The organism is Xanthomonas sp. NCPPB 3174 (genome assembly GCF_056725205.1).
The window spans coordinates 4,275,352-4,298,921 of record NZ_CM161517.1 but is presented as its reverse complement, the minus strand read 5'-3'; the positions used below and the strand labels follow the sequence as shown (position 1 = coordinate 4,298,921).

The 23,570-nt window shown below is 65.4% G+C and carries 21 protein-coding genes; 11 read left to right on the top strand and 10 right to left on the bottom strand.

Annotated elements, in window-relative coordinates; translation table 11 throughout:
* Positions 1–4: 4 nt before the first annotated feature.
* The 11 genes from AC1PK7_RS18460 (at position 5) to AC1PK7_RS18410 (ending at position 12,781) form a co-directional block, all read left to right on the top strand.
* On the top strand, positions 5–223 hold the full coding sequence (locus AC1PK7_RS18460; protein ID WP_010340228.1) for an HP1242/YdcH family protein: 219 nt from the start codon (positions 5–7) through the stop codon (positions 221–223).
* 192 nt (positions 224–415) lie between these two features.
* Positions 416–1,786, top strand: a complete 1,371-nt coding sequence (locus AC1PK7_RS18455; protein ID WP_010340227.1) for a pyridoxal-phosphate dependent enzyme — start codon at positions 416–418, stop codon at positions 1,784–1,786.
* A gap of 82 nt (positions 1,787–1,868) precedes the next feature.
* Entirely contained in the window at positions 1,869–3,068 is a 1,200-nt protein-coding gene (locus AC1PK7_RS18450) for a cystathionine gamma-synthase (RefSeq protein ID WP_481099074.1), read from the top strand.
* Between the two features lie 24 nt (positions 3,069–3,092).
* Entirely contained in the window at positions 3,093–3,911 is an 819-nt protein-coding gene (locus AC1PK7_RS18445) for an ABC transporter permease (protein WP_420007986.1), read from the top strand.
* A gap of 39 nt (positions 3,912–3,950) precedes the next feature.
* Positions 3,951–5,288 (top strand): ABC transporter ATP-binding protein, encoded by a 1,338-nt coding sequence (locus AC1PK7_RS18440; protein ID WP_481099073.1) that lies wholly within the window; start codon positions 3,951–3,953, stop codon positions 5,286–5,288.
* Positions 5,285–5,845 carry a CatB-related O-acetyltransferase gene (locus tag AC1PK7_RS18435; RefSeq protein ID WP_481099072.1) on the top strand — a complete coding sequence of 187 codons (561 nt, stop codon included), beginning with the start codon at positions 5,285–5,287 and terminating at the stop codon, positions 5,843–5,845. The genes AC1PK7_RS18440 and AC1PK7_RS18435 overlap by 4 nt, the downstream gene beginning before the upstream one ends.
* 61 nt (positions 5,846–5,906) lie before the next feature.
* The gene (locus tag AC1PK7_RS18430; protein WP_481099071.1) at positions 5,907–7,007 is read left to right on the top strand and encodes a class I SAM-dependent methyltransferase; all 1,101 of its coding nucleotides are present in this window, start codon (positions 5,907–5,909) and stop codon (positions 7,005–7,007) included.
* A 56-nt stretch (positions 7,008–7,063) separates the two neighbouring features.
* Positions 7,064–9,580 (top strand): glycosyltransferase family protein, encoded by a 2,517-nt coding sequence (locus AC1PK7_RS18425; RefSeq protein WP_481099070.1) that lies wholly within the window; start codon positions 7,064–7,066, stop codon positions 9,578–9,580.
* Positions 9,577–10,551: a CgeB family protein gene (locus tag AC1PK7_RS18420; RefSeq protein ID WP_481099069.1), complete on the top strand. Its 975-nt coding sequence runs from the start codon at positions 9,577–9,579 to the stop codon at positions 10,549–10,551. The genes AC1PK7_RS18425 and AC1PK7_RS18420 overlap by 4 nt, the downstream gene beginning before the upstream one ends.
* 77 nt (positions 10,552–10,628) lie before the next feature.
* A complete protein-coding gene (locus tag AC1PK7_RS18415) occupies positions 10,629–12,230 on the top strand; it encodes a hypothetical protein (RefSeq protein WP_481099068.1) in 1,602 nt (533 codons plus the stop codon).
* A gap of 23 nt (positions 12,231–12,253) precedes the next feature.
* Positions 12,254–12,781 carry a hypothetical protein gene (locus AC1PK7_RS18410; protein ID WP_481099067.1) on the top strand — a complete coding sequence of 176 codons (528 nt, stop codon included), beginning with the start codon at positions 12,254–12,256 and terminating at the stop codon, positions 12,779–12,781.
* A gap of 294 nt (positions 12,782–13,075) precedes the next feature.
* On the opposite strand, the gene AC1PK7_RS18405 is transcribed toward AC1PK7_RS18410, so the two are convergent.
* From AC1PK7_RS18405 to AC1PK7_RS18360, 10 genes are all read right to left on the bottom strand, one after another.
* Positions 13,076–14,551, bottom strand: coding sequence for a hypothetical protein (locus AC1PK7_RS18405; protein WP_481099066.1), 1,476 nt, complete (start codon positions 14,549–14,551; stop codon positions 13,076–13,078).
* 74 nt (positions 14,552–14,625) lie between these two features.
* Positions 14,626–15,018 (bottom strand): GtrA family protein, encoded by a 393-nt coding sequence (locus AC1PK7_RS18400; protein ID WP_481099065.1) that lies wholly within the window; start codon positions 15,016–15,018, stop codon positions 14,626–14,628.
* Positions 15,015–16,310 carry an NAD(P)/FAD-dependent oxidoreductase gene (locus AC1PK7_RS18395; RefSeq protein WP_481099064.1) on the bottom strand — a complete coding sequence of 432 codons (1,296 nt, stop codon included), beginning with the start codon at positions 16,308–16,310 and terminating at the stop codon, positions 15,015–15,017. Before AC1PK7_RS18395 ends, AC1PK7_RS18400 begins: the two co-directional genes overlap by 4 nt.
* Positions 16,311–16,332: 22 nt before the next feature.
* A complete protein-coding gene (locus tag AC1PK7_RS18390; protein ID WP_481099063.1) occupies positions 16,333–17,277 on the bottom strand; it encodes an NAD-dependent epimerase/dehydratase family protein in 945 nt (314 codons plus the stop codon).
* A 1-nt stretch (position 17,278) separates the two neighbouring features.
* Positions 17,279–18,007 carry an SDR family oxidoreductase gene (locus tag AC1PK7_RS18385; protein ID WP_481099062.1) on the bottom strand — a complete coding sequence of 243 codons (729 nt, stop codon included), beginning with the start codon at positions 18,005–18,007 and terminating at the stop codon, positions 17,279–17,281.
* Between the two features lie 2 nt (positions 18,008–18,009).
* Entirely contained in the window at positions 18,010–19,317 is a 1,308-nt protein-coding gene (locus tag AC1PK7_RS18380) for an FAD-binding oxidoreductase (RefSeq protein ID WP_481099061.1), read from the bottom strand.
* Positions 19,317–20,705 (bottom strand): UbiA family prenyltransferase, encoded by a 1,389-nt coding sequence (locus AC1PK7_RS18375; protein ID WP_481100933.1) that lies wholly within the window; start codon positions 20,703–20,705, stop codon positions 19,317–19,319. Before AC1PK7_RS18375 ends, AC1PK7_RS18380 begins: the two co-directional genes overlap by 1 nt.
* 106 nt (positions 20,706–20,811) lie before the next feature.
* Positions 20,812–21,789 (bottom strand): lysylphosphatidylglycerol synthase transmembrane domain-containing protein, encoded by a 978-nt coding sequence (locus AC1PK7_RS18370; RefSeq protein WP_481099060.1) that lies wholly within the window; start codon positions 21,787–21,789, stop codon positions 20,812–20,814.
* A gap of 19 nt (positions 21,790–21,808) precedes the next feature.
* Positions 21,809–22,750 (bottom strand): electron transfer flavoprotein subunit alpha/FixB family protein, encoded by a 942-nt coding sequence (locus tag AC1PK7_RS18365; protein WP_420007971.1) that lies wholly within the window; start codon positions 22,748–22,750, stop codon positions 21,809–21,811.
* Positions 22,750–23,496 carry an electron transfer flavoprotein subunit beta/FixA family protein gene (locus AC1PK7_RS18360; RefSeq protein WP_010340209.1) on the bottom strand — a complete coding sequence of 249 codons (747 nt, stop codon included), beginning with the start codon at positions 23,494–23,496 and terminating at the stop codon, positions 22,750–22,752. Before AC1PK7_RS18360 ends, AC1PK7_RS18365 begins: the two co-directional genes overlap by 1 nt.
* Positions 23,497–23,570: the final 74 nt, after the last annotated feature.

Below are 23,570 nucleotides of genomic sequence, written 5' to 3'. Positions count from 1 at the left end.
TCCTATGTTCGAAGGGCAACCGCAGACCGAAATCGACGCGTTGATCAAGTCCGATCCGGAGTTCAAGCAGCTCTACCAGCGCCACAAGACCTTGGACAAGAAGTGCATGGACGCCGAGCTCGGCGTGCTGCCGATCGACGACGTCACCCTGGCGCAGATGAAGCGCGAAAAGCTCGCCGCCAAGGAAAAGCTGCTGCGCCTTTACGAGCAGAAGCCGCACTGACCGTATCATTTCCCCTTGTCGCGGGCGGTGGCTGGCCTCCTCGTCGGCTTGCCACCGTCCGCGTCATCCCCCTGCCGAAGGCCGCGATCGCGGCTTTTTTCGTCTGCGCCACGCGCATTCTCTGACTTTCCCTCCCCGAGCGCGGATAATGCCCGGTCCAGCCGCTGCCGCGGCGCGACGCATTCGGACCCGATGGCCATTCACTCCTCCGTACTCGACCTGATCGGCGACACCCCCATCGTCAAGGCCAGCAAGCTCGACACCGGTGTGTGCGAGCTGTACCTGAAGCTGGAAAGCGCCAATCCCGGCGGTTCGATCAAGGACCGCATCGGCCTGTCGATGATCGAGGCGGCCGAGCGCCGCGGCGACCTCAAGCCCGGTGCGGTGCTGGTCGAGGGTACCGCCGGCAATACCGGCATCGGCCTGGCCCTGGTCGCCCAGCAGAAGGGCTACAAGCTGATCCTGGTGGTCCCGGACAAGATGAGCCGGGAGAAGATCTTCAACCTCAAGGCGATGGGCGCCGAGGTGGTGCTGACCCGCTCCGACGTGGCCAAGGGCCACCCCGAGTACTACCAGGACCTGGCCGCGCGCATCGCCGCCGAGACCCCGGGGGCCTACTTCATCAACCAGTTCGGCAACCCCGACAACCCGGCCGCGCACGAGTTCGGCACCGGCCCGGAGATCCTGCGGCAGATGGACGGCCGGCTGGACGCGATCGTGTTCGGCTGCGGCAGCTCCGGCACCATGACCGGCCTGTCGCGCGCCTTCGCCGCCGCCTCGCCGCATACCGAACTGGTGCTGGCCGACCCGGTCGGCTCGATCCTGACCGAGTACATCGAGCAGGGCACGGTCAGCGAGAAGTCCGGCAGCTGGCTGGTGGAGGGCATCGGCGAGGACTTCCTGCCGGCGATCTCCGACTTCAGCCGGGTCAAGAAGGCCTATTCGATCAGCGACGCCGAGAGCTTCCACACCGCGCGCGAACTGCTGGCCAAGGAGGGCATCCTCGGCGGTTCCTCCACCGGCACCCTGCTGGCGGCGGCACTGAAGTATTGCCGCGCGCAGACCGAACCCAAGCGGGTGCTGGTGTTCGTCTGCGACACCGGCAACAAGTACCTGTCGAAGATGTACAACGACTACTGGATGCTGGACAACGGCTTCCTGGAGCGCCCGCAGCACGGCGACCTGCGCGACCTGATCCTGCGCCCGTACAGCCAGCGCGACACCGTGGTGGTCGGCCCCAAGGACCTGCTGACCACCGCCTACCAGCGCATGAAGCTGTACGACGTGTCGCAGCTGCCGGTGATGGAAGGCGACCAATTGGTCGGCATCGTCGACGAAAGCGACGTCTTGTTGCATGTATATGGCGACGAAGCGCGGTTCCGCGACCCCGTGGCCACGGCCATGGTCAGCAAGCTCGACCGGCTCGACGTCAAATCGCCGATCGAGGCCCTGCTGCCGGTGTTCGACCGCGGCCAGGTCGCCATCGTGATGAACGAGGGCGCCTTCCTGGGCCTGATCACCCGGATCGACCTGCTCAACTACCTGCGCCGCCGGGTGCAGTAATCCCTGCGGTCGGCGCGGCCCCGCTGCATGGGGCCGTTCAGACCGCGCTGCTAGAATCACGCCCCTTTTCCGGTAACCCTTCATGACGGACAACACGTCGAACCCCCATGGCGACGGCCCCGCGCTGGCGCTGGCGACCCTGGCCATCCATGGCGGACAGCACCCGGACCCGTCCACCGGCGCGGTGATGCCGCCGATCTACGCGACCTCCACCTACGCCCAGTCCAGCCCCGGCGAGCACCAGGGCTTCGAGTACTCGCGCACCCACAACCCGACCCGTTTCGCCTACGAGCGCTGCGTGGCGGCCCTGGAAGGCGGCAGCCGCGGCTTCGCCTTCGCCTCTGGCATGGCCGCCACCGCCACGGTGATCGAGCTGCTGGACAGCGGCAGCCACGTGATCGCCATGGACGACCTGTACGGCGGCAGCTACCGGCTGTTCGAGCGGGTGCGCAAGCGCACCGCGGCACTGGAGTTCGGTTTCGTCGACCTGACCGACCCGGCCGCGTTCGAGGCGGCGATCCGCCCGACCACGAAGATGGTGTGGATCGAGACCCCGACCAATCCGATGCTGAAGATCGTCGATATCGCGGCGATCGCCGCGATCGCGCGCAAGCACGGTCTGCTGGTGGTGGTCGACAACACCTTCGCCTCGCCGCTGCTGCAGCGGCCGCTGGCCCTGGGCGCGGACATCGTGGTGCATTCGGCGACCAAGTACCTCAACGGTCACTCGGACATGGTCGGCGGCATGGCCGTGGTCGGCGACAATGCCGAACTGGCCGAGCAACTGGCCTTCCTGCAGAACTCGGTGGGCGGCGTGCAGGGCCCGTTCGACAGCTTCCTGGCGCTGCGCGGCCTGAAGACCCTGCCGCTGCGCATGCGCGCGCACTGCGACAACGCCTTGGCGCTGGCGCAGTGGCTGCAGACGCACCCGGCGGTGGAGAAGGTGATCTACCCGGGCCTGCCCTCGCACCCGCAGCACGCCCTGGCCGGCCGGCAGATGGCCGGCTACGGCGGCATCGTCTCGATTGTGCTCAAGGGCGGCTTCGACGCGGCCAAGCGCTTCTGCGAACGCACCCGCCTGTTCACCCTGGCCGAATCCCTGGGCGGCGTCGAAAGCCTGGTCAACCACCCCGCGGTCATGACCCATGCCTCGGTGCCGGTCGCGCGGCGCGAGCAGCTCGGCATCAGCGATGCGCTGGTGCGGCTGAGCGTGGGGGTGGAGGATGTGGGGGATTTGCGCCATGACCTCGAGCAGGCGCTTGCGCCCGTGCGTCACACCTGACCTGTTCCACGAGGCGACTTCCTGATGAGCAATTCTCTTTCGCCGGCATCGGCGCTGCGCAGCTTCGCGCAGCACCGCAAGCTGATCTACCAGCTCGCCAAGCGCGAGGTGCTGGGCCGCTACCGCGGTTCCATCGCCGGCCTGGCCTGGTCGTTCTTCAATCCGCTGTTGATGCTGGCCGTCTACACCTTCGTCTTTTCCTACGTGTTCAATGCGCGCTGGGGCGGTTCCGTCGAAACGAACCGTGCCGAGTTCGCGATCATCCTGTTCGCCGGCATCATGGTGCACGGCTTCCTGTCCGAGTGCATCAGCCGTGCGCCGATGTTGGTGCTGGCCAATGCCAGCTACGTCAAGAAGGTGGTGTTCCCGCTGGAGATCCTGACCTGGTCGGCGGTCGCGTCGTCGCTGTTCCATATGGTCATCACCCTGGCGGTGTTGCTCATCGCGCAGTTCCTGCTGCTGCATCGGTTGCCGCTGACGGTGCTCTACTTCCCGCTGGTGGTCGCACCGTTGGTCATGGTCGCCTCGGGAGTGACCTGGTTCTTCGCCGCGCTGGGTGTGTACTACCGCGACATCGGCCAGATCACCGGCCTGCTGGCGACGGTGCTGCTGTTCATGAGTCCGGCGCTGTATCCGATCACCTCGCTGCCGGAAGGCATGCGCAAGTGGATCTATCTCAATCCGCTGACCTTCATCATCGAGCAGTCCCGGAACGTGCTGATGTGGGGGCTGCCGCCGGACTGGATGGGTTTGCTCAAGTACTCCATCGGCAGCCTCGTGGTCGCGTACGTGGGCTACTACTGGTTCCAACTGGTACGCCGCGGTTTCGCGGACGTCGTCTAATCGCTCGCTGAAGCATCCGCTTCGATTCAAAGGTCCATCATGTCGGAATTGGCGATTCGCGTCTCTGGCGCCTCCAAGTGCTATCAGGTCTACGACAAGCCGCACGATCGCATCAAGCAGGCGCTGTTCCCGCGGGTCGGGCGTTCGCTGGGCCTCGCCTCGCGCAAGTACTTCAAGGAGTTCTGGGCGCTGCAGGACGTGTCCTTCGAGGTGCGCCGCGGCGATACCGTGGGCATCATCGGCCGCAACGGTTCGGGCAAGTCGACCTTGTTGCAGATGATCTGCGGCACGCTCGCGCCGACCTCGGGCTCGATCCAGGTGAACGGGCGCGTGGCCGCGCTGCTGGAGCTGGGCGCGGGCTTCAATCCCGAGTTCACCGGGCGCGAGAACGTGTTCATGAGCGCGTCCATCCTGGGCCTGACCCATGCGGAAATCGAGGCGCGCCTGGACCGCATCCTGGCATTCGCCGATATCGGCGATTTCGTCGATCAGCCGGTCAAGGTCTATTCCAGCGGCATGTACGTGCGCCTGGCGTTCGCGGTGATCGCGCACGTGGACGCCGACATCATGGTGGTTGACGAGGCGTTGGCGGTCGGCGACGCGGTGTTCGTGCAGAAGTGCATGCGCTTCCTGCGCGCCTTCCGCGAGCGCGGCACGCTGCTGTTCGTCAGTCACGATACCGGCTCGGTCCTGAGCTTCTGCCAGTCGGCGGTGTGGCTGGACAAGGGGGTCATGCGCATGCACGCCTCGGCCCAGGAAACCACCCAGGCCTACATCGAATATTGCGCGCAGGAAAGCTATGGCGACGAGGTGAAGCTGCAGGCGCTCGATCAGCGCGAGGGCAAGGCCATCGGGCCGCGTCCGGTGGCCAAGCCGGTGGAGGAGATCAAGCTCGAGCTGTTCGACAACATCGCCCACTCCGACGGCTGGCAGTCGGGCGCCGCCAGCATCGCGTCGGTGGCGCTCACCAACCTCGACGATCCTGGTCGGCCCTATTTCTTCGGTGGCGAGCATGTCGCGCTGCGCATCGTCGCCCAGGTGCATCGCGACATGAAGAGTCCCATTCTGGGCTTTTTCGTCAAGGACAGCCTGGGGCAATCCTTGTTCGGCGAGCACACTTTCACCCATGTGCAGCCGCCGCTGGACGTCGCCGCGGGCAATCAGCTGGAAGCCGAGTTCGTCTTCCACCTGCCATTGCTGCCGAACGGGGACTACTCCATGACCGTCTCGGTCGCCGAAGGCGATCCCCTGACCAACACGCAGCACCACTGGCTGCACGATGCGGTGATCCTCAAGGTGTCTTCCCCGACCCTGCGCTACGGATTGGTCGGCATTCCGTTCGAGCGGGTGCAGATGAAGATTGCGGACTCCCAATGAACGATACCTACCAAAGCAGGATCGCGCTGCTCAGTAGCGACGATCCGCGCATCAGCGTGGGACGCTTCACCTACGGCAACCCTGCGCTGAAGGTCTGGGCCGAGGACGAATCCATCGCCATTGGCGCGTTCTGCTCGATCGCCGACGAGGTGGTCATCTTCGGTGGCGGCGAGCACCGCAGCGACTGGGTGACGACGTTCCCCCTGCGGATCGCCTTTGGCGATCCGCTCGCCAAGCGCGACGGTCTTCCGGCCAGCAAGGGACCGACCCGCATCGGCAACGACGTCTGGCTGGGACACGGCGCGATGGTGATGTCCGGCGTCAGCATCGGCGATGGTGCCATCGTTGGCGCCGGTGCCGTGGTCGCCAGGGACGTTCCGCCTTACGCGATCGTCGCCGGCAATCCCGCCAAGGTCGTCAGGAAGCGCTTTTCCGAGGAGCAGATCGAAGCGCTCCTCGCCATCCGCTGGTGGGATTGGCCGATCGAAAAGATCCATGCTTGCCAACATCTGCTATGCAAGGACGATGTCGGTGCCTTCATCGCGCAGTTCCAGTAGCGCGTCCGCATGACGCGCAGTGTGCATCTCCCTTCGGGAATGTCGTGTACGGAGCACAATCGTGATCAATTTTCCAATTAACAATACGATGTTCCTGCACCCGCAATGCACTCCGGAGAGTGCCTGGCTGGGGCATATTCCGTTCGCAGGATGGTTGGTCGAGGAAATGCGTCCGGGAATCCTGGTTGAGCTGGGAACGCATCGCGGTGCGTCCTACCTGGCGTTCTGTCAGGCGATTCAGCGCTGCGCGGTCCAGGCCAAGTGCTACGCCGTCGACACATGGGAAGGCGATGAGCACGCGGGTGTGTACGGCGACGAAGTGTTCTTTACGTTGCTGGACTATCACCAGCGCAACTACGCCGACTTTTCGCGTTTGATGCGCATGCGCTTCGAGGAAGCCGTCGAGTATTTCGAAGACGGCAGCGTGGACCTTCTGCACATCGACGGGCTGCATACCTACGACGCGGTCCGCAACGATTTCGAGACCTGGGCGAGCAAGCTGTCCAAGCGCGCCGTGGTGCTGTTCCACGACATCAACGTCAGGGAGCGCGATTTCGGCGTGTGGCGCTACTGGGCGGAGATTCGCCAGCGCTATCCGTCGTTCGAATTCACCCACACCCATGGCCTGGGCGTGCTGCTGGTGGGCGAGGACCAGCCCGAAGCGCTGCGCCAGCTATGTGCGTTCACCGAAGTGGATGGCGCGCCGGTTCTCGTGAATCGCATGTTCGAGCATGTGGGGCAGCTGATCTCGACCAAGCTGGATATCGGAACCCTGGCGCGGGAGCAGGGCAGGCTGGCAGGGTTGTTGAACGAGAGCGAAGCGACGAAGGGCGAGCTGTCTGCCGAGCTCGCGGGCTTGCGCGAAACGCACGCCGCCTTGCAGTCAAAGCTGGACGAACAGGCTGCCGCGTATCGCAGCGAAGTGGCGCACGGTGCAGAGCTGTCGGCGAAGGTGGCGGAAGTCCCGGTGCTGATGGGGCGCCTGCAGGAAGAACTGGTGCAGCTCACCGAAATGCTCGCGGCCAAGGAGGCGGACATACATCGGATTCAGGCCGAGAAGCAGCAGCACGAGGTGGCGTTGGAAAGGATGCGCGCTTCGTTCAGCTGGCGTCTGATGGCGCCGTTGCGGGCCATGAAGCGAATGTTCACTGGTGCCCAATGATGTTAATATTGTGGTAATCGGTCCGCGCGCACGGATCTCAGTACCCGGAATTTTTGATGAAGCCATGGCGCGTCCTGCTCCTCGACACCAAGCGGAGTAATCCCAACCATTACATATGCTTGGCCATCGCCAGGGCGCTCGAACAACATGGCGGTGTCGAGTGCATGATCAAAGCCGACTATGGGTCGGCGATCGCGCAGGCGCAGCGGCACGGGTGCAACCTGCTGCTCGCGTTCGATGGCGAGGAACTGGATCGCTCGGTCGTCGAGCGCCTGGTGGACGTCTGCGGCCGCGCCGTCCTCTGGGTCACGGAGGATCCTTACGAGCGCAGCATCAATGTGAAGAATTCAGATCTGTTCGATCTGGTGTTCACCAACGATGCCGGCAGTGTCGCTGGCTACGGTGCCAAGGGGCGGCATCTGCCCTTCGCCGCGGATGAGCGTTTCCATTTCCATGCGGTGCCCGAGTCCGACGACGGTCACTATTTCTACGACCTGTTCTTCGCGGGCACGGCCTGGCCGAACCGCTCCGAGTTTCTCGGCAAGCTGCAGGCCGCGATTCCCCAGATTCGTCTGAAGCTGGCGTTGCCCGCCAACCCGTACATCCCCGCGCCCAAGCTGGGCATGGAACTCAGTGAGTACGACTGGCGCACGCCGAACACCGAGTTCGCCAAGTTTTCCAACCGCAGCCGTTCGGTGCTGACCCTGCATCGTGCGTTCTCTTCTTCGGGCAACGATCCGGTTGCGCAGACGCCGGGGCCGCGCTTCTTCGAAGTGGCGCTGGCGGGCGGCTTCCAGTTGGTGGATACCTCCATCCCCGACATCCGGGTCGACGACTTCTTCACCGAAGGCAAGGAATACGTCGGGTTTTCCAGCGTGCAGGAGTGCATCCAGAAACTGGAGCATTACCTGGCCTATCCGCAGGAACGCCTGGCGATCGCCCGCGCTGCGCAGCAGCGCGCCCGCACCGAGCATTTGTACGCCAACCGGGTCCAGACCCTGTTCGTGGAGCTGGAGGCGTTGACGGTGACGCCGCTGCCCTCGGCCTCGCTGCAGCCTGCGCCCAAGGCGCGCCGGCGCATCATGATGGTGTCGCACAATATTCTCGGCGTGGAGCCATACGGCGGCGTGGAGGTCTACCAGGACTCCGTGCGCCAGGCGATCAAGGACGAATTCGAACTGTTCTTCTACGTTCCCGATCGGACGGTGACGCCGGTCGGCATGCGCTACGTGGTGTACAACGAAGCGATGCAGGTGGTCCAGAGCTTCGACTGCGCTTCGACGCTCGACGATTCGCTGCTGTCCTGCCCCGAACGCGAACAGGTGTTTTCCAGGTTGCTGGAGAAGTTCCAGATCGATCTGGTGCATTTCCAGCATCTGATCGGCCATGTGCCATCGCTCGGCTTCATTCCGTCCGCGCTCGGAATTCCCGCGGTGTTGAGCCTGCATGACTACTACGTCGTCTGCTCGCGCTTCAACCTGCTGGACTACCGCGGGGTGTACTGCAACATCCCGGCGTTGCCGGCGGAGACCTGCGATGTGTGCTTGAACGCGGCGCACGGCCTTGGAGCGGGCAGTCAGGCCAAGCGCAGGGCCTTTTTCGGACGCATGTTGTTGGCGATGGATGCGCTGCATGCCAATACCGAGGGCGTGGCAGCGCTGTTCAGGACGATGTATCCGTTGCTGGAGGGAAGCGACAAGCTGCGGGTCATGGGTGTGCCGATGCCGCTTGGCGACGAGCGTGCGATGGTGCCACAGCACCTGCCGGAACTGCCGGATGCGCCATTGCGCATCGCCATCGTCGGCAACTTCACCAAGAACAAGGGCGGCGACCAACTGGTCCATGCCTTCAATCAGCTGCGGACGGACAATGTCGAATTCACGGTGATCGGGCGACTTTCCGAGCCGTACAGCGACATCTTCAACGTACTGAAGATCCCGAATCTGCGGGTGCATGGCGCTTATCGCCCGGGCAGCCTGCCGCAGATACTGGCTGGCTTCTCGATGTCGATGCACTTCTCCATCTGGCCCGAGACCTACTGCATCAGCCTGTCCGAGGCGTGGAGCGCGGGGTTGGTGCCGATCGTCTCGGACACGGGCGCTCTGGGCGAGCGAGTGGTCGATGGCGTCAACGGTTTCAAGCTGCCGATGGGAGAATCGGGCGCGATTGTCTCGCTTGTACGGAGGCTGATTGCCGACCGCGCGGAGGTCGAGCGCTTGCGTGCGAACGTGCATGCCGGCCTCGGCGTCGGTCACCAGGAACATATGCAGTGGCTCAGCGGACTCTATCGCGGCCTGTTGGCACAGCTGCCGCCATGGCGCGCGCGTGACGCCGGGGCACCACCGCGTGGGCAGACCCTCAAGGAGATCGGTGTGTTGCTGATGGATCGGGAATGGACAATCCAGCCAAGCGGCGCGACCGTAGTGGTGAATGAGGTTGCGCAGTTGGTGCCGACGCCAGAGCCGGGAAGAGTGCGCCGGCTGTACCGGTATTTCATGAAGAACGGCGCTGTGAACACGGCGCGCAGGCTTGCCTCGGAGGTCGTGCGCCGCCTCTCTGGAGCTGCGAAATGAGCATGCCCTCTCGCGTCCTGGTCTGCGGCGCCTCGCCGGACAATCAGAATCGCAACGTGGTGCTGCGCAGCTACGTGGCCGAAGGTTTCTGGCAGTTGCGCGGGATCGAATCGGTGGTGAACGTGCCGCTCGAGCACGCGGCGACCAAGGCGTCGTCGGCCAGGCCGGAGTTGGTGGTGTGCTTCGGTTCGTGCATGCCCGACGATGCCGATTACAGCGGCATCAAGCGCTACTGCGCGCAGACCGGGGCAACGCTGGTGTTCTGGCTGCACGACGACCCTTACGAGTTCGATTTCAGCTACAAGATCAAGGACGTTGCCGATCTTGTCTTCAGCAACGACAAGTGGTGCGCCGAGCACTACGACCACCCGCGCGCGTTCCACCTGCCGTTGGCAGCGAGCGAACGCGCGCACTGGCGTCCGATCTCGGCGACGAAGGACGTCAACATCTTTTTCTGCGGCGTGGCCTTCGGCAACCGGATCAAGTTGCTGCGCGATCTGGCAAAGCCGTTGCAGGAACACGGCGCGGTGGTGCTGGGCGACGGCTGGCCGGAGTCGGAGTTGCCGTTCTGCCGCAACCAGCGCCTGCCCAACAACGAGCTCTCGGATCGGTATGCGCGCGCCTGGATCACGCTCAACATGGGGCGCGACTACCATTACGCCAACGACCGCTTCAAGCTGGACCCCTCCACGCCGGGCCCGCGCACGTTTGAAGCGGCGATGGCGGGCACGACCCAGTTGTTCTTCGTCGAGAGCCTGGAGATCGTCGATTATTATGCGCCCGGCACCGAGGTCCTGCTCTACAACTCCGTGCGCGAGTTCCGCGAGTGCATAGAGGCCATGGTGGGCGATCGTACCCGCTGCCTGGCGATCGCTGCGGCCGCCCAGCAGCGCACGCTGCGCGAACATACTTATCTGCACCGCGCGCAGACGATGCTGCAGCATGTGCAGGAGTGGCAGGCCGGCCGTTGACGGGGAAGCCGGGGCTTGGCCGATGGCCGAGCCTCGGCAACGGGAAACGTGGTTCGCGTACGTGAGGAGTCGGTAACGTGGCAGTGGAGTTGTGGGGAAGCCTGGCGCTTTGCGTCGCGGTGGCGTTGTCGTTGCTCGGCGTTGGGGCAGGGTTGCTGTCGCTCAGCGAAGCTGGTCGACGGCTGCACGGCCTGGAACTGCTGGCGTACTCCGTCGCTGTGGGCGTGGTCGGGCATGGCGCGCTTGGCGTCTTCGTCGTCTCGCTTCCCAGCGACAACCGGCTCAATGCCTGCATCGGGTTTGCGCTGCTGTACGCGCTCTCCTGCTGGCAGTGGTATCGCCACGGCGTGCTCGGCAAGTTGCTCGCCGGGCATTGGCGGCTGACCGTTCTTGGTTTCGGCGCATGGATCGGCATGGCGTTGTCGTGCATGACGATCGTGTCGATGCCGGTCCGCTTTCCCGGCGAGTTGCCGGACGGGCCGTACGTGATCAAGAACCATCATCTGCACGTCAAGGTGCAGGTGATGATGGGGGCATTTCCGGCGGATAACTACCTGCCGTTCCTGTCCAGCGAGTTCCTGCTGCGGGACATCCAGTTCGCGTTCGAGCGGCCGCTCATGCCCGGGCAGGAGCTGTCCAACCGCCCCATTCTGATGTCGCTGGTGAACGTGCCGTTCCGTGCTGTGCTTGATCCACCAGCCAAGCAGGCGCGCGCCCTGCCCAGATTCAGCTATGTCGGCCAGGATTGGCCGGACGTCGGGAGTCTGGGGGACGACGACGCGTTCCGGCAGTTCCTCGCGGTCGGCATCGTGTTGAACAGCACACTGTTGCTAGGTGCGGCACTGCTGCTTATGCGGGCCGGCCTGCGCGGCGCGTATGTGTTGGCCGGATTGCTGCTGGTCGTCAGCAGCCCGTACTTCATCGCACAGACCCTGTTCACCTGGCCGAAATCCCTGGGCGGCTTCTTCCTGATCCTCGGTGCCTACGCGTTGTTGTCGCGCCGTTCTGCCTTCGCCGCCGGTGTGCTGGCGGGCATGGCGTACTGGTCCCATCCCTACGCGATCGTCTTTGCCGGATGCTTCGGGCTGTACATCCTGCTTCGCGACGGATTCAAGCCGCAATGCGTGCGTAACGTGATCGCCTACGGCGTGGCCTTGGTCGCCTGCGTACTGCCCTGGTGGCTGTGGACGCGATGGTACCTGAAGATTCCGTCGGACCTAGTAGCGCAAAACCTGCTCAGCTCGGCCGGCCTGATCGATCTGATCTGGATCCGCGTCGCCAATGCAGCACGGACATTCCTGCCGATATATCTAGGAACATATCCGTTGGTGCCGAATCAACTCTTCCAGGAGTTACTGGTCTCCATCACTGGCGCTATGGGCTTGTTGCTGATTGCTCAGGCGTATGCGGGCGCATGGATCTACGGCAGTCGCAGGCCCAAGGAACTCGTCGCCTTCGTGCTCCTGCCCAGTGCACTGCTGGTGGGCGTGTTCAGTGCGCCGGCGATTCCTGCGGTCCATGGCCTGCAGGCCATCGGTATCGTGTTGTGCGTGTTCGCGATGAAATTCATGCAGGAACGGATGAACCATCGGGTCGCGCTAGCTTGTGTGATTCTTCAGCTATTGCTCAATCTTGGCTTGTTGTGGGTCCGGGCACGCGCCTTGCTGCCATCGGCCTGACGTGGAAATCGAGGAGAAACGAAATGCGCGTGCGTCCGATGCTGGCCATGGCCTCCGTCCTGTGGGTACTGGCCGGGTGCCGACAGTATCCCACCAGCGAATGCGAAAAGTACCTGGCGGCAGGCGATGTTTCCGTTCGCGTGCCGATGGACGACTCCTCCAATGTGGCGATTCCGTTGAACGATCGGCAGGTGCTCGCCGGCACCTTCGCGCCTCCGGCCACCCTGCACATCAAGCGGGCGGCGGTGCAGATCGGCAACAGCGGTGGTGCTGCGCAGGGCAAGATTTCGCTCAAGCTCTGCCAGGATGAGCGCTGCACGATCGGGCGTGCGGACCTCGCCGGCTCCAGGGACAACGATTATCTGGCGGTGACGCTGGAGTCCGAGTTTGCCATGAGCCAGATCGGTGGCGTGGTGCGCTACGAACTAGCGCGGGAGTCCGGGGACGACAAGCTGGTCGTCTGGATCTATCCGGCGCAGGGCAAGGAGTCGCTGATGCTCAACGGCAATGCGGAGAGCAAGGTGCTCAATCTGATGCTGTATCAGCGCTAGCGCATTTCGGCCGACGCGCATGGGCGGGGCATCCCTTTCATCGGGGTGCCTCGCATGCACGTCGCGCGCTGCCTCCTGCCGTTGTGGCCGATCATCTGTCCGTGCGTGCCGCGGATACGCCCTCAACGCCCTCAACGCCCTTGATGGCGCCTGATCCGGCGCTAACTTTTGCCAACTTCCTGTGCTGCGGTACGCCTTGTGTGTGCTGAGCGCGCATGCACCCTGTATCGCGGACGTATCGCGTGCAGGCGCTGGCTTGATCGGCCAAGGATCTGGAGCTGCGGGAACCTGCGGTCAGGGATTGTTCTTGAAATGGATGCATTTGGTGCAACCCAGATCCTGCTCGATGAGCGGCGCATACAGGTGCATGGGTGGATTGAACTCGCGATCCAGTTCGGTTAACGGGCGATCCTTCACGTAGCCCAGTGTCTGCTGCTGCATTTCGGCTTCCTTGACGACGTTGGCCCAGAGCACGTCCGAGGGGGTAAGCAGGTAGGGCCAGATCTGCGGAATGATGATACGAATGAAGGCCGCCGTACCTGCCGCCGATCCAAGCGACAGGAGCAGCAGCGGCACCAGCATCGGCTTTCCGAGCTTGCGCGCCACGATGCCGACGAGCGCACTGATCGGCACGTAGGCGAAAAAGGTGGCGAAGATCAGATAGCGGGTGCCGAACAGGTAGCCGTCCAGGCTGTGGGGGTCCAGGGTTCCCTTGGTCCGCAGCACCGGAAGCGCGCTGTACAGCGCCAGTGCGAGGCTTGGGAAACCGACCACGATGCTGGCCAGCATCAGTGATGGCCGTGACTGCGCGCGCGCACGCTGAGCCAAGGCGATTGCGGAGGTCAGCAGTGCGGCGAGCAGGGCCAAGCCGTAGACGGCATCAACAGGGAAGGCTTCCACGTCCGGCCAGCGGAAGCGTCCACTGGCCCATAACGACTGCAGCCCGCCATGCACGAGGCCCATGTACAGCGCGCCGAAGCGCTTCACCAACGTCTGCAGCGGCACCGCCAGTTCCTGGGTGGACGCACCATAGGTCATCATGGCGCCGTGCAGGGCCGTCAGCACCGTGAAGATCGCGATGATGCGCCAGAGACGATGCGGAAGCCGCTGACTCCACATCAGCACGCAGCAGGTGATCAGGGTGGTGGCGCTGATCACGAAGCCCACTCCGAGAAAATGCATCGAGGCGTAGCTCCAGGCCATCGCCCACGGTAATGCGTGCTCGTCGCCCAGGCCGCTGGCGCGGATCAGATAACGCAGGCCCATCGCTGCGCAGGCGAGGCAAAGGAACTGTCCGGCCATGAACGGCCAGGTCACCATCTCTGCAATCGCCGGCTGCAGCAAGAATACGGCGGCGAGGAGATAGCTTGCCATCCGGGACACGTTGCGGTCCGTGCCCAGGGCGCCTAGCGTCGTGCGTGCCAAGGACGCCAGTGCGGTACCGAGCAGGCCGAGCAACAGTATCTGCCGCCAGAACCATAACTGCTCGCTGGCGCCAAACCACCTTGCTTGCAGGAGTTCGGCGGCGAAATACAGTGGCGTGTAGTGGCCACTGTACGACGCGTAGATATGGGTTTCGAGAAACTCCGAGAGGTCACCACTGTGTGCCCAGGCGATAAAGCGCCCGGACTCGGCCCTGAATGGTTGAATGTTCAATCCGGACACGTGATAGAACGCTCCCAGAAAGCAAGTCAGCGCCAGCCAGGGAAGCAGGAATCTCGTTGCGAAACGCATGACGCCTTGCGGGGACAGTTGGGAAGAAAACGTCATGACATGCCTGCTCGGTGACGGATGGGGCGGAGGTCGAAGGCCATCCGCCATATAGCGGCGAGGCGGGAGTCGGATCAGTTCTTGAACGATAAATATTTGTGGCCCAGATAGCTGGTGACCACAGGCACGGCGACGCCGATCGCATGGGCGATCGTTTCGTCCAGATAGCGGATGCCGAGCCAGGGGAACACGCATTTCGCCAGCAACAGGCTGATCGCCAGGGTCTGCAGCAGGGCGACGGCGTTGACCACGACGAACCAGGCGATCTGCGTGCGCTTGGTGTTGGAGGTTTCCTTGAACGCCAGCTTGCGCATCAGGATGAAGGCCGTGGTCATGCCGACCAGATAGGCCAGGACGATCGCCGCCGCATACGGAAACCAGAGGCTGAAGAGGATGCGCGAGCCGAAGTTGGCGGCGGCAGCGATGCCGCCGGACAACAGGAAGAAGAAGAAGCGCTTGCTGATCATGCGCTCGCCGCGACCTCGGCCAGGCGCCTGCCGACGTCGATGCTCTCGTTGATCGAGCGATCTTCCGGGTAGTAGTACGCCGTATCCGCCATGTAGAAACCGCGCAGCGGCGTTTTCATCGGCGGCAGCATGTCCTGGAAGCCAGGCGGGCAGATGGTCTGCGCATATTCGTAGCGATGGCAATGGGTCGCGCGGATCCACTCCGGCTTGAAGTCCGGATTGATCATCGGCAGGTAACTGATGACCTCGTCGATCAGTTGCTGATTGCTCCACTGCCACTTGGGGTGGGTCTTGGGCATGTAGTAGGGCGCATACACGATGTGCTCGCCCGGCCCCTTGCCGGGGTTGAGGTTGCTGTACTCGATCAGGCCGGGGATGGCGATCCGCTCGTCGCTGATGTTCATCCAGAAGTTCTCGCTGACCGGCTTGGACAGCTTCAGGATCACGCAGGCGACCGGGATGTTCTCGATCGCGGCGACCTGGTCGGCGAAGGTCTTGGGCAGGCCGGGAACCATGCCGGGCACGTACTGGATCGGGGCCGTCGACACCACGCCGTCATAGGCATGATGGCCGTCGCGGGTGCGGATGCCTGTGACCTTGCCGTCGACCGAGGCGACTTCCTCGATCGGTTGCGACAGCAGGATGCGTCCGCCCAGGCGCGTCACTTCCGCCGCCATGCGTTCCAGCAGCACGGCCGAGCCGCCCTCCAGATAACCCATGCTTTCGTTGAACAGGTTGCGTCGCGACAGCGCCACGCGCTTGATGCGGGTGCCGATCCACGACGCGGACAGGTCGTTCTGGTATTCGAAGAACTTCAGCGCGAACGCCTTTTCCCACATCACCTTGTAGGCCTTGGGGCCGATCCAGCGGGTGATCCAGTTGCGTGCGTTCTCCTTGTCCAGCGCGGTCCAGTCGCTGATGCCCTTGGTGTGCATGACGTGCAGGGCGTAACGGATCTTGTCGACCAGCCCCAGGTGCGGGAAGCCGAGCAGCGCGAACGGCGTGCCCCACTTGTGCAGCTTGCCCTGGTAGTAGTAGCCCATCTTGGTGTCCGTCCAGTGCAGGCGGTCGGACAGCTTCAGGTCCTCGAGCAGCTTGAACAGCGGGAAATCGGTCTTGCAGATGAAGTGGTAGTAGCGCTCGATGCGCAGGCCGTCGAAGTCGAAGTCCGCGGACATGCCACCGATGCGGTCGTCGCGCTCGTAGACGTCGACCTGGTGGCCCTTCTTCAGCAGTTCCATGGCAGCCATCAGGCCCATGGGGCCGCTGCCGACGATCGCGAATGTACTCATGGTTCTGGTCTCGTATGACGGTTCAGCGCTTGAGCACGATGTGGCTGTAGCGCGGGTCGGTATAGCTTTCGCGGATCGCGTCTTCGAACGGCGTCTGGCGCACGCCGAACACCGCTTCGGTATCGACGCCCTTGAAGTCGTCGCCGGCGCTCAGCGCCTTCAACTGGTCGGCGGTGAACGGCGGCTTGGAACTGAAGAGCGAATACACGCGCAGCAGGAAGGCGAAGAAGCCGATCGGGATATGCACGATCAGGGTGTGCAGTTTCTTGACCCGCTTGATCGTCTTGATGATGTCGACGTAGTCCACGCGGGTGTCGCCGACGATGTCGTAGACATCGCCGTCGGGTTCGCGCTCGATGCACTTGGCGATGCAGCGGCAGAAGTCGCGTTCGTACAGCGGCTGGCGCATGAAGCGGCCATCGCCCGGGATCGGGAACACCGGGGTCCTGGCCATGAAGCGCGACAACCAGCCCAGGTGCTTGGGGTCGAACCAGCCGAACATCAGGGTCGGGCGCAGCACGCAGTGACGCAGGCCGCTGGCGACCACCATCTCTTCCTGCGCGCGCTTGGTGTTGGTGTAGTCGTCCTTGGCCACCGAGTTCACCACCGAGGAGCTGATGTGCACCAGGTACGGCACCTTCGCCGCGCGGCAGGCATCGAGCACGTGCGCGGTCGCGGTCAGGTTGTTGCGGGTGAACAGGTCGGTGGTCTTGCCGGTGATCTGCGCGTGCAACTGGGCCACGCACGCCGCGCCCTCGAATTCGCGTGCCCAGTCGCCAGGCTCGGCCAGATCTGCCTCGACCACGCGCACGGCCGGATGCAGTTCGCGCAGGATCTGCAGGTTGTGTGCATGCTTGTCGATCGCCACCAGCTGGGTGTAGCCCTGCTGCTCCAGTTCGACGATCAGGTTCTGGCCGACCAGGCCCGCGGCGCCGGTGATGACGATCTTGGCGTGTTTGTCGGTCATGTCAGAGCTTGATCCTGCGGAAGACGAATTCGGGAATGGATTTGATGACGAACATGATCGCCCACCAGAAACCGGGCAGGTAGGCGACCGCGCGGCGGCCGTCGACCGCGCGCAGGATGCCCTTGGCGATTTGGTCGGGCTTGGCCCACAGCGCGCCCTTCTTGAAGGCGGCGGTCATCGGCGTATCGACGAAACCCGGCTTGATCGTGAGCACATTGATGCCTTCCGGGCGCAGGCGCTGGCCGAGGCCGCTCAGGTAGGCGCTGACCGCGGCCTTGGCGCTGCCGTACAGGTAATTGCTGGCGCGGCCGCGGTCGCCGGCCACCGAGGAGATCACGGCCAGCGTCGCACCCGCGCGCAGGCGCGGCACCAGCGCGGCGCACAGCGCGATGGTCGAGGTGCCGTTGGTGGCGAACTCGCGCATCGAAAGTTCGACCGAGGCGTCGCACGCGGCCTGGTCGGGCAGCGTGCCGTGGGCGATCAGTACCACGTCCACGCCACCCAGCGCGGCCCAGGCGGCATCGAAGGCCGCCGCATGGCCGGCGCTGTCGTTGACGTCGAGCACGCCGACGCTGGCCTTGCCGCCGCGCGCCGACAGGTCCGACGCGATCGCGTCCAGGCGCGCGGCCTGGCGGCCGAGCAGGTGGATGGCCGCGCCGCGCGCAGCGTAGTGCCGGGCGGTGGCCTCGGCGATGGCCGAGGTGGCGCCGATGATGAGGACGCGTTGCATGTTCACTCCGTGACCCGGCGCCAGAAGCCGGAAGAAAAGCGGGGATCGAGATAGCGGCTGAAGTCCTGCCAGCGGGCATAGGCGCGCTGGAACGAGGCGGCGGACATGCGCGCGTCCTTGGCAGGGTACAGAGCGCCGCCAGCGGCGTCGACAATCCGGTCCAGCCGCTCCAGCAGGCGCAGCACGTCGGCGCCATCGTTGGGGAAATCCAGCGCCAGCGTGGTGCCCGGTCGCGGGAAGGACAGCATGCCGCGTGCAGGCACGTCGCCGAATTCCTTCAGCACGGCCAGGAAGGAACCGCTGCCGCTGCGGGCGATTTCCGCCAGCAGCGCGTCCACGCCGTCGCGCGCGGTGGCCGGCGGCAGCACGCACTGGTATTGCAGGAAGCCGCGCGGGCCGTACATGCGATTCCAGTGACGGATGCCGTCCAGCGGGTAGAAGAACGGCAACAGGTGGCTCAGCCGGCGCTTGCTGCGTGCGGGCTGGCGCCAGTAGTACAGCGCGTTGAACGGCCGCAGCGACAGCTTGTTGACCAGCGAGACGGGCGGGGTCAGCGGCATCGCCAGGCCCTTGCCGGGCGAGGCCGGGCGTTCCTCGGGCAGGCCGGCGCAGTGATCGGCGCGGGTGAAATGGCCGCGGCCGCGGGCGCGGCCGCTGGCCAGGCAGTCGATCCAGGCGACGCTGTACTCGTGGCTGTCGGCCGAGGCCGCGGACAACGCGAAGAACTCGTCGAGCGAGCCGAAGCGTATGTTCTCCGTCTCCAGCGCCGGACCCGGCACGCGGCGCAACTGGATCTCCGCCCAGGTGATCAGCCCGGTCAGGCCGAGTCCGCCGACCGTGGCCGCGAACCAGCCGTCGGCATCGGCGTCGGGCGTGCACAGGCGGCGACTGCCGTCGCTGCGCAGCAGCTCGAAGGCGCGCACGTGGTGACCGAAGTTGCCGGTGCGGTGATGGTTCTTGCCATGCACGTCGTTGGCGATGGCGCCGGCCACGGTGACGTAGCGGGTGCCCGGCGTCACCGGCAGGAACCAGCCCTGCGGCAGGACCAGATCGATGATCTCGGCGAGCGTGACCCCGGCCTCGCAGCGCAGCAGGCCGGACGCCGGGTCGAAACCGATGAAGCGGTCCAGGCCGCGCGCGCACAGCAGGGTGCCGTCGGGATTGAGGCAACTGTCGCCGTAGCTGCGGCCGTTTCCGCGCGGCAGCGCGTTGCCGGCGAAGGCCGGCAGGGCCGCCGCCCGGTCGGCGATCGGCAGCAGCGTCTGCGTCGCGTGCGGATAGCGTCCCCAGGACTGCCCAGCATCGGCCATCAGATGGCGCTCAGCGCGAACAGCCCGCACAACACCACGACCACCTGGCTGACCCGGTCGGTGGCGGCGAACACGATCGGGTCGTCGTGCATGTCGCCGCGGTGCGCCACGATCCAGACCCGGCTGACCCAGTACAGCAGCACCGGGCAGATCAGCCAGAGTATTTGCGGGTGGCGATACAACGACATGCTCGCCGGGCTGTTGATGTACAGCGCCATCACCAGCACCGCGATGTAGCCGGCCGCCGCGCCCATCGACTGCAGCAGCACCAGGTCTTCCACCGAATAGGCGCGCCCGCTGGCCTTGGTCTTGCCGCTGCCCAGCATCGCGTGCAGTTCGGTGTAGCGCTTGAGCAGCGCCAGCGAGAGGAAGATGAACATCGAGAACGCCAACAGCCAGAACGACAGTTCCAGGTCGATGGCCACCGCGCCGCCGATGATGCGCACGGTATACAGCGCCGCCAGCAGCACTACGTCGATCATCACGATGCGCTTGAGCCGCAGCGAGTACGCCAGCGTCATCACGTAGTAGGCCAGCAATACCAGGGTGAAGTGCAGGTTGCAGGCCAGCGACAGCGCCAGTCCGGCCACGGTCAGCGCGGGTGCGGCGAACAGGCCCTGCAGCAGCGGCAGCCGGCCGGCGGCGAACGGCCGCTTGCGCTTGCGCGGATGCTGGCGGTCGGGCGTGAGGTCGAGCAGGTCGTTGAGCACGTAGACGCCGGAGGCGCACAGTCCGAACGCCACCATGGCGATCACCGACTGCAGTACCGATTCGCCCTCCAGGAAGCGGTGTGCAGTGAGCAGAGGCACGAACACCAGCAGGTTCTTCAGCCACTGATGCAGGCGCAGCGCCTTGAGCCAGGCGCGGGCGCGCGGCGGCGCCGGCCAGTGCCCGTGCACGGTGGTGCGCTGCGCGGCAGCGGCGCGCAGCCCGTTGCCGTTGTTGACCACCCAGGCGCCATCGGCCTTGTCCCACACGTGCAGGTCCACGCGGCCGTTGCCGGCATAGTCGAAATTGCCTTCGCCGAACCGCTGCACCAGCACCTCGGCCTTGTTGCGGCCGGACAGGTTGCGCTGGCCGTCGCTGGCGATGACCTCTTCGAACAGGCCCAGGTGCGCGGCGATCGGCGCGACCAGCAACTGGTCGGAGGCGGTGCACAGCACGCGCGGGCGTTGCGGCGTGGTGCGCAGCAGCTCCAGCACGTGCTCGTTGTAGGGCAGGGTCTCGGCCGGGAGGGTGACCCGGGCGGCCAGTTCGCGCTTCAGCGCGGCCTTGCCGCGCAGCAGCCACAGCGGCAGCAGGAACACGTACAGCGGATTGCGCGCCAGCAGGGCCAGCAGGGACTCGTAGAGGATGTCCGAATTCAGCAGCGTGCCGTCCAGATCCACGCAAAGCGCGCGCCCTGAGACAGCCGGGCGGTCGGCGGAAGAACTGGGGGGGGAAGACATGCTGCGGCCTGGTGATGCATAGCGGGGCCGCATTATAACCAGCGGTTCAGGCAAGCTGGCGCCGCTGCAGGAATTCGGTGGCGCCCATCGCCAGGGCGCCCACGGCGACCGCGTACCAGAGCGTGACCAGCCGCGCGGCGACCGCGACCGCGATGGCATCGGCGGTGGCGACGCCCAGCCGGTCCAGCATCAGCACGATCGCCAGTTCTGTGGTGCCGACCCCACCTGGGACGAAGGACAGTGCGCCGATCAGCATCGCCAGCGGGTAGATGCCGAACGCGACCAACGGGTCCAGGTCCAGGCCAAGGCCGCTGCACAGCCCGACGAAGACCGCCGAGGTCAGGCCCCAGGCGCCGATGCCGGCGATCAGGCTGCGCAGCATCTGTGCCGTTCCGAGGCAGGCGCGCAGTTCCGTAGCGGCGAACACCGCAAATTGTGCGGCGCTCCGCAGCCAGCGACCGGGCAGTCGCTGGCCCACGCTGTCCAGCCAAGCCAGCAGGGCCGGCCAGGCGGCGGCGCCGAACAGCAGGGCGACGAAGCCCAGCACCACCGCGGCGAGCGTGCCCAGGGTGGGGAAGACCGGTGCGGCCAGCAGTGACAGTGCCAGGATCACCAGCAGGTCGGAGGCGCGCTCGAACACGAACACCGCCAGCGTCCGCCCCGCCGGTACGCCCATGCGGGCGAAATAGCGGATGCGCAGCAATTCCCCGGCCTTGCCCGGGGTGGCGGTCAATGCGAAACCGGCCAGGTACGCGGCCCAGCTCAGCCAGAACGGCACGGCGTGGCCTTGCCGTTGCAGCAGCCAGCGCCAGCGCCAGAAGCGGAACAGATAGCTGGCCGAGACCGGCAGCACCGCCACTGCCAGCAACGGCCAGATCGTGCCCAGCCGGGCGAACGTGCCGTTGCCGCGGTCCACCCACCACAGGGCGGCCAGGTAGCCGCCGCACAGCAGCACGACGAACAGCGCCAGATGATCCGCACGGTGGCGCGGCGCGGGCACGCCGTCGGCGCCGTGCGGCATCATCCCCGGGTCTCCGCGCGACTCAGCCCAGCGCCTTTTCCAGTTCAGGCAGCACCGTGAACAGGTCGCCGACCAGGCCGATGTCGGCGATCTCGAAGATCGGCGACTCCGCGTCCTTGTTGATCGCGACGATGGTGCCGGCGTCCTTGATGCCGGTCAGGTGCTGGATGGCGCCGGAAATGCCGACCGCCACGTACAGCTCCGGCGCGATGATCTTGCCGGTCTGGCCGACCTGCAGTTCGTTGGGGACGTAGCCGGCGTCGACCGCCGCGCGCGAGGCGCCGACCGCGGCGCCCAGCTTGTCGGCGAGCTGGTAGACGATCTGAAAGTTCTCCGCCGAACCGACGCCGCGGCCGCCGGAGACCACGCGCTTGGCGCTCTGCAGGTCAGGGCGGTCGGATTTGCCCGCGGCCAGGCCGACGAAGCGGGTGTGGCTGGGCAGCGTCGCGTCCACGCTGGCCGCTTCGACCGCCGCGTTGCCGCCTTGCGCCGCTTCCGGCCACGAGGCGCTGCGCACGGTGGCGACCACGATCTGGTCGGCCGGGGCTTGCACGCTGATGATGGCGTTGCCGGCGTAGATCGGGCGCTTGAACGCGTAGTCGCCGTCCACCGCCATCAGGTCGGAGATCTGGTTGACGCCGAGCAGGGCGGCCACCACCGGCATCAGGTCCTTGCCGAAGGTGGTGGAGGGGCCGAACACATGGGTGTAGCCGGTCGCCAGCGCGGCGATCTGCGGGCCCAGCACCTGCGCGATGGCGTGTGCGTTGGCGGGGTTGGCGACGGTGAGGACGCGGGCGACGCCGGCGATCTGCGCGGCCTGGGCGGCCACCGCGGCCGGATCGGCGGCCAGCACCACGATGTCGATGGCCTCGGCCGACAGCGCCTGCGCGGCGCTGACGCACTTGGCGGTGGCGGCGTTGAGCTGCCCGTTGAGATGTTCGGCGACGACGAGGATCTTGGCCATTACAGCAACCCCTTCTGCTTGAGTGCGGCCACCAGTTCGGCGGCATCCTTGACCATCACGCCGCGGCTGCGCTTGGCCGGCGGGGCGTAGTGGGTGGTGGTGAGGCTGTCGTTGGCCTCCACGCCCAGGTCGGCGAAGGCCAGCGTCTGCAGCGGCTTGCTCTTGGCCTTCATGATGTCCGGCAGCTTGATGAAGCGCGGCTCGTTCAGGCGCAGGTCGGTGGTGACCACCGCCGGCAGGTCCACTTCCAGGGTCTCCAGGCCGGCGTCGACCTCGCGGGTCACCGTCGCCTTGCCGTCGGCCACCACCAGCTTGCCGGCGAAGGTCGCCTGCGGCCGGCCCCACAGCGTGGCCAGCATCTGCCCGGTCTGGTTGGCGTCGTCGTCGATCGCCTGCTTGCCCAGGATCACCAGGTCCGGCTGCTCCTGCTCGACCAGCTTGAGCAAGGTGCGCGCGGCGGTCAGGGGCTGGATCGCCGCGTCGGCGACCACGTGGATGGCGCGGTTGGCGCCCATGGCCAGACCATTGCGCAGGTGCGCGGCGGCGTCGGCCGGGGCGATGGTGGCGACCACCACCTCGCTGGCGATGCCGGCGTCGCGCAGGCGCAGGGCCTCTTCCAGGGCGATTTCGTCGAAGGGGTTGGCGGAGAGCTTGACGCCCTCGGTGACCACGCCGGAGCCGTCCGGCTTGACCTGGATGCGGACGTTGTAGTCCACCACGCGCTTGTAGGCGACGAGGATTTTCATCGTGTACGAGATCCTTCAGCAGTGCGGGAAGGCCCGGCCGCGGCGGCTGGCACGGGGCAGGCGGAGGATTCTAA

Coding starts and splice junctions, on each gene's coding strand:
- AC1PK7_RS18400 (WP_481099065.1), bottom strand. CDS start 15,018: ATGATCAGCAAGCGCTTCTTCTTCTTCCTGTTGTCCGGCGGCATCGCT.
- AC1PK7_RS18450 (WP_481099074.1), top strand. CDS start 1,869: ATGACGGACAACACGTCGAACCCCCATGGCGACGGCCCCGCGCTGGCG.
- AC1PK7_RS18425 (WP_481099070.1), top strand. CDS start 7,064: ATGAAGCCATGGCGCGTCCTGCTCCTCGACACCAAGCGGAGTAATCCC.
- AC1PK7_RS18445 (WP_420007986.1), top strand. CDS start 3,093: ATGAGCAATTCTCTTTCGCCGGCATCGGCGCTGCGCAGCTTCGCGCAG.
- AC1PK7_RS18370 (WP_481099060.1), bottom strand. CDS start 21,789: ATGATGCCGCACGGCGCCGACGGCGTGCCCGCGCCGCGCCACCGTGCG.
- AC1PK7_RS18440 (WP_481099073.1), top strand. CDS start 3,951: ATGTCGGAATTGGCGATTCGCGTCTCTGGCGCCTCCAAGTGCTATCAG.
- AC1PK7_RS18455 (WP_010340227.1), top strand. CDS start 416: ATGGCCATTCACTCCTCCGTACTCGACCTGATCGGCGACACCCCCATC.
- AC1PK7_RS18435 (WP_481099072.1), top strand. CDS start 5,285: ATGAACGATACCTACCAAAGCAGGATCGCGCTGCTCAGTAGCGACGAT.
- AC1PK7_RS18460 (WP_010340228.1), top strand. CDS start 5: ATGTTCGAAGGGCAACCGCAGACCGAAATCGACGCGTTGATCAAGTCC.
- AC1PK7_RS18405 (WP_481099066.1), bottom strand. CDS start 14,551: ATGACGTTTTCTTCCCAACTGTCCCCGCAAGGCGTCATGCGTTTCGCA.
- AC1PK7_RS18420 (WP_481099069.1), top strand. CDS start 9,577: ATGAGCATGCCCTCTCGCGTCCTGGTCTGCGGCGCCTCGCCGGACAAT.
- AC1PK7_RS18395 (WP_481099064.1), bottom strand. CDS start 16,310: ATGAGTACATTCGCGATCGTCGGCAGCGGCCCCATGGGCCTGATGGCT.
- AC1PK7_RS18390 (WP_481099063.1), bottom strand. CDS start 17,277: ATGACCGACAAACACGCCAAGATCGTCATCACCGGCGCCGCGGGCCTG.
- AC1PK7_RS18385 (WP_481099062.1), bottom strand. CDS start 18,007: ATGCAACGCGTCCTCATCATCGGCGCCACCTCGGCCATCGCCGAGGCC.
- AC1PK7_RS18380 (WP_481099061.1), bottom strand. CDS start 19,317: ATGGCCGATGCTGGGCAGTCCTGGGGACGCTATCCGCACGCGACGCAG.
- AC1PK7_RS18410 (WP_481099067.1), top strand. CDS start 12,254: ATGCGCGTGCGTCCGATGCTGGCCATGGCCTCCGTCCTGTGGGTACTG.
- AC1PK7_RS18360 (WP_010340209.1), bottom strand. CDS start 23,496: ATGAAAATCCTCGTCGCCTACAAGCGCGTGGTGGACTACAACGTCCGC.
- AC1PK7_RS18365 (WP_420007971.1), bottom strand. CDS start 22,750: ATGGCCAAGATCCTCGTCGTCGCCGAACATCTCAACGGGCAGCTCAAC.